General features: G+C 64.3%; 3 protein-coding genes. All 3 read right to left on the reverse strand.

The genetic code is table 11. The features are described from left to right. Window positions 1-67 precede the first annotated feature (67 nt). On the reverse strand, window positions 68-3604 hold the full coding sequence (locus ACW9I6_RS30750) for a molybdopterin cofactor-binding domain-containing protein (RefSeq protein WP_457340182.1): 3537 nt from the start codon (window positions 3602-3604) through the stop codon (window positions 68-70). Between the two features lie 16 nt (window positions 3605-3620). Continuing rightward, window positions 3621-4097 carry a (2Fe-2S)-binding protein gene (locus tag ACW9I6_RS30755; RefSeq protein ID WP_087692683.1) on the reverse strand — a complete coding sequence of 159 codons (477 nt, stop codon included), beginning with the start codon at window positions 4095-4097 and terminating at the stop codon, window positions 3621-3623. A 256-nt stretch (window positions 4098-4353) separates the two neighbouring features. Further along, complete coding sequence (locus tag ACW9I6_RS30760; protein ID WP_167664219.1) at window positions 4354-4788, reverse strand: MarR family winged helix-turn-helix transcriptional regulator; 435 nt, start codon at window positions 4786-4788, stop codon at window positions 4354-4356. Window positions 4789-4939 lie beyond the last annotated feature (151 nt).

The following is a 4939-nucleotide window of genomic DNA, read 5'->3' on the forward strand; positions in this document are numbered from 1 at the left end:
ATATATTTGGCGACTGACGAACCGCTTTCGCGAGCAAGCCCGCTCCCACATTTTTTGACCGTGTGAATCAATGGGTACCGGGATTGGCTCGCAGGTGTGCCACGGTTTGCTCCAGGCCTTCCCACTGCGGTGCATGGGGTGCGAAGCGCCCGCGCAGGTAGGCGGCCAACTCCGCCACTTGGGTGTTCGACAAACTGTCCTTGAACGCCGGCATGTAACCCAGATCCTTGGTCGCCGGAGTGCTGATCCCTTGCAAAATCACCTTGATCAGGTTGTCCGGTTGATCGCTGTGCACATTGGTATTGGTCGCCAGTGACGGGCTGACGCCGAACAGCTTCGGGCCCTGTCCGTCGGCATGGCAGGCCTTGCATGAACCTTCGAATACCCGTCGCCCATTGGCATTGGGCACCGTCGCAGCTGCCACCACCTGCGCTTCGGCGGCGCCGCTGTCGTTCAGCGAAGCCAGGTACACCGCCATCGCGCGGATGTCGGTCTTGGGCAGTTTCGCCAGTTCAGTCACGACCGGTCCCATCGGCCCAGTTGCCACGCCATGGGCATCGGAATAACCAGTGCTCAGGTAGCTGAACAATTGGTCTTCGGTCCACGGCGTCGGCGCCTTGGACAAGCCATTCAAGGCCGGCGCTTCCCAACCGTCCACCCTGCCGCCCGCGAGGAACGCCTTGCCGCCCTTCTCCGCCCCCATCAGGTTGCGCGGCGAATGGCACGCCGCGCAGTGCCCCAAACCGTTGACCAGGTAAGCGCCACGATTCCATTGCTCGCTGCGCTGGGGCTGCACGCTGATTTCCCCACGGCGCAGGAACAGCGCATTCCAGCCGGCCATCAACGGCCGGATATTGAACGGAAACTTCATCGCATTCGGCACCGGTGCCTGGCTCACCGGTGCCTGGGACATCAGGTAGGCATACAGCGCCTGCATGTCGGCATCGTTGATATTGCGAAACGCCGTATAGGGAAACGCCGGGTACAGGTTGCGCCCGTCGCGGCCAATGCCGTCGCGCATCGCCCGCTCGAACGCCGGGTAGGACCAGTTGCCAATCCCGGTTTTCTCATCCGGGGTGATGTTGCTGCTGTAAAGGGTGCCGAACGGCGTGTGCATCGCCAGCCCGCCGGCATTGGGGGCACCGCCCGGTGCCGTGTGGCACACCGCGCAATCCCCCACGGCGGCCAGCAAGCGCCCGCGCTCCAGCGTGGCCTTGGACCAGGTGCCTGCACTGGGCGGCGCAATCGGGGCAATTTCGCTGTGAAACGGCCACGCGGTAGCAGCCATGCCCAGCACCGCGCCAAAGGCGGCGAACAATGAGCCGAACAACCATTTGCGGCGCTTTTCCGGGGCCTTCGCCGGCTCGCCCAGGGTGCCTGCATTCAGCGCCGCCAATACCCGCTCGGGAGTAATCGGCAGCTCGCGAAAACGGATGCCGGTGGCGTCATAGATCGCATTGGCAATCGCCGCCGCGCTGGGCACCGAGGCCGACTCACCGGCGCCCATCGGGGGCTGGTCCTGGCGCGGCATCATCAGTACGTCGATCTGCGGCACTTCCGGGAAGGTCAGGATCGGATAACCGCCCCACTCCTTGCTCGCCACGGTCGACTCTTCAAAGGTCACGCGTTCCTTGAGCACACGGCTGGTGGACTGGATCACATTGCCGTGGATCTGATGCTGCACCCCTGCGGGGTTGATCATCATCCCCGAGTCATGCCCGATCACCACCCGCGTCACCGAGACATCGCCGGTCTGCTTGTCGATGGCCACGTCCGCGACCCAGGCCGCCCACGCCGCGCCGAAGCCGGGAAACTTGCTGTGGATGTAGCGCGCGTAGGCAAAGCCCCGACCACGCAGCAGGTGGTCCTCATTCGCGGTTTGCATCGGCGCGGTACGCGGTGCCCAGTTGGCGCGTTCGGCGGTGGATTTCACCAGGTCGATGGCGCGCTCGTCCTTCAGGTAACGCAGGCGGTACTCCACCGGGTCGACCCCGGCGGCAAACGCCAGTTCGTCGATATAGGATTCATGGGCGAAGGTGTTGGGCAACGCCGACACACCGCGCATCCACGAGGCGCGAACGATCGGCGCCATGTCGTTGATGGTGACGCGCATGTTCGCGATGTCGTAGGGCGGGATCGAGGTGCGGTCGCCCATTTCGAACATCGCCGCCACCGGCTCGACCCGCCCGGTCAACAGCAGCGCCAGGGTGGGCGCGCCGTTGGACGGGTAGCTGGTTTCAAAGTCATAGGCGGCGATGCTGCCGTCGGCGTTCAGGCCGCCGTCGACATCCATCAATTGCGCGGTGCCCTTGGGCTCCCACAGGTGCTCCTGTTCGCGGGTCAGTTGCACCCGCACCGGCTTGCCCACCGCACGCGACAGCAGCAAGGCGTCGGCGCATACATCATCGGCGCAGTTGCGGCCGTAGCAGCCGGCGGCCTCCATGCGAATCACGTCGATGGACGCTTCCGGGCATTCCAGCAACCAGGCCAGGTCGGCCCGCAGCAGGTGCGGGTTCTGGCTGCCCGACCAGACGCGGCTGCCACCGGGCTGATAATCCGCCACGCCACAGGACGGGCCGATGGAGCCGTGCATCTGGTATGGCCACAGGTAGGTGCGCGGCATGCGCTGGCTGGCGGCGGCCAGGGCTGCGTCGACGTTGCCCTGGTCGAGCACGGTGCGGCGTACCCGCGGGTTGTCGCGGATTGCCTGCTCCACATCGCTCATGTCCGGCAGTGGGTGGTTCCAGGGTTTCCAGTGCACCTGCAGTTCCTGGGCGGCCTTGATTGCCTGCTCTTCGCGCAAGGCCACCACGCCGACAAAATCACGGATCACCACCACCGCAACAATGCCCGGGATATGGGCGATGGAAGACTCGTCGACCTTCAGCAGGCTGTTGCCGACAAAGTCACCGCAATCCAGGCCCGCATACGGTGGGCGGATCACCCGACCGTGGAGCATGTCCGGCACGCGCATGTCGTGCACGTACGTCAGTTCGCCGGTGGCCTTGCCCGGGATATCCACCCGGGCTGCGCCCTTGCCCACCAGGCGGTAATCAGCGGTGGCCTTGAGCGGTGCATCGCCGCTGATGCGCAGTTGGTCATACTCGCCCGTCACCAGTTCGCCATAAGTGATGGTGCGCCCGTCTTCGCCGCGGATAACGCCTGCGTCGACCTTGAGACTTTGAGCATTTACGGACCAGCGTTGCGCCGCCCGCGCCAGCAGGAAACGCCGGGCTTCGGCGGCGGCATTGCGCAGCGGAATCGCGGAGATCTGCAAGGTTGCGCTGGCAATGGTCGCGCCCTGGTTCGGCGCACGCTCGGTGTCGCCCAGCACCATGCGCACCTGGTCCATGGTCAGGTCCAGTTCTTCAGCGACGATCTGCGCCAGGGAGGTGCGAATGCCGGTGCCCAGGTCCACGTGGCCGTTGAAGGCGTACACCAGCCCGTCATCGTTCACTGCGATAAACAGCCCCAGTTCCTTGGGCTTGACCGTCGGTGTACCGCCCTTGGCCACCGGCCCCGAAGGTGGCAGCACATCGTCGACGATCAGCAGGACGCCGGCCTTGGCCAGCCATTGGTCACGGGAAGGGATTGCATCAGTCATGGTCATCGATCCACGTTCAAGGCATTTGGCGGGCGGCACGCAGCACCGCGCGGAGGATTTCGATATGGGTGCCACAGCGGCAGAGGTTGCCCGACAGTTCGCTGCGCACCTCGGCTTCGCTGGGGTTGGGATTGCGGTCGAGCAAGGCCTTGGCGGTCATGATCATGCCGTTGAGGCAGTAGCCGCACTGGGCGGCCTGTTCATCGATGAAGGCCTGCTGCACCGGGTGCGGGGTCTGGCGGGTGCCGAGGCCTTCGAGGGTGACGATGTTGCGGCCCACGGCACCCGACAGGGGGAAGACGCAGGAGCGTGCAGCCACGCCGTCGATGATCACCGTGCAGGCGCCGCACTCCCCCAGGCCGCAGCCGTATTTGGGGCCGTTGAGTTGCAGGTCATTGCGCAGGATCAACAACAGCGGGGTGTCGGCCATTGCGCTGACTTCGCTGGTGTGGCCGTTGACCTCAAGCGTTACCGTGATGTTCTGGCTGGTCATTCGCTTCGCCCGTTGGATTTGGTGAAGTGTCCACTACATCAAACAGTCAAAAAAAAGCGTCGCGTACCTGGGGTCTCGCGACACACTTGACGGGTGATGTGGTTACTACATCAACGTAGAGCAAAAACGGTGCCAGAAGATGGATGAATACCTGTGGCGAGGGAGCTTGCTCCCGCTGGGTTGCGAACCGCCCCCAAAAGATGGGCCTGCTGCGCAGTCCAGCGGGAGCAAGCTCCCTCGCCACAGGGGATCGGGGTCAGGTTTGGGGGTCGTCGATCATTTTGCGTAGCAGGAACAGTACGGCCACGCGTTCGGCGGGGTTGAGGTTGCTCAGGGTCAGTTCGGTGATGGTGGCGGCGCAAGGCACGGTTTGCTGCACCAGGGCGGCGCCGGAGTCGGATAGGTTGACCACGACTTTGCGTTTGTCCTGCGGGTCGGGTTCGAGGGTGATCAGTTCGCGGGCCTTGAGGCGTTCGACGATGCCACGGATGGTCGCCTGGTCGACGGCGGTGGCCTTGACCAGTTCGGTGAGCGAACTTGCACCGTGATCGCGCAGGGCGCACAGGGTGACGAACTGCACGGCGGTGAGCTGCGAGTCGCCGACGTTCTGCTGGAAGATCGCCAGGTGACGCTGGTAGGCCTTGCGCAGCAGGTGGCCGACTTGTTCGGAGAAAACGTAGGAATCAGGCACGGCGGGCTCGGGAAGGCGGTGGTCGATGGGGTGGCATGATGGCGGGGTTGTGGAAATGACTCAAGGATCTCATTGCCGGAACGCGGTTGAAATGTGGGAGCGGGCTTGCTCGCGAATGCGGTGTGTCAGGTGGCGCATGTGTGACTGACGT

This window comes from Pseudomonas sp. SDO5522_S412, assembly GCF_054071215.1.

Excerpts from the sequence above, each read along its gene's own strand:
- ACW9I6_RS30755 (WP_087692683.1), bottom strand. The coding sequence starts at position 4,097 with ATGACCAGCCAGAACATCACGGTAACGCTTGAGGTCAACGGCCACACC.
- ACW9I6_RS30750 (WP_457340182.1), bottom strand. The coding sequence starts at position 3,604 with ATGACTGATGCAATCCCTTCCCGTGACCAATGGCTGGCCAAGGCCGGC.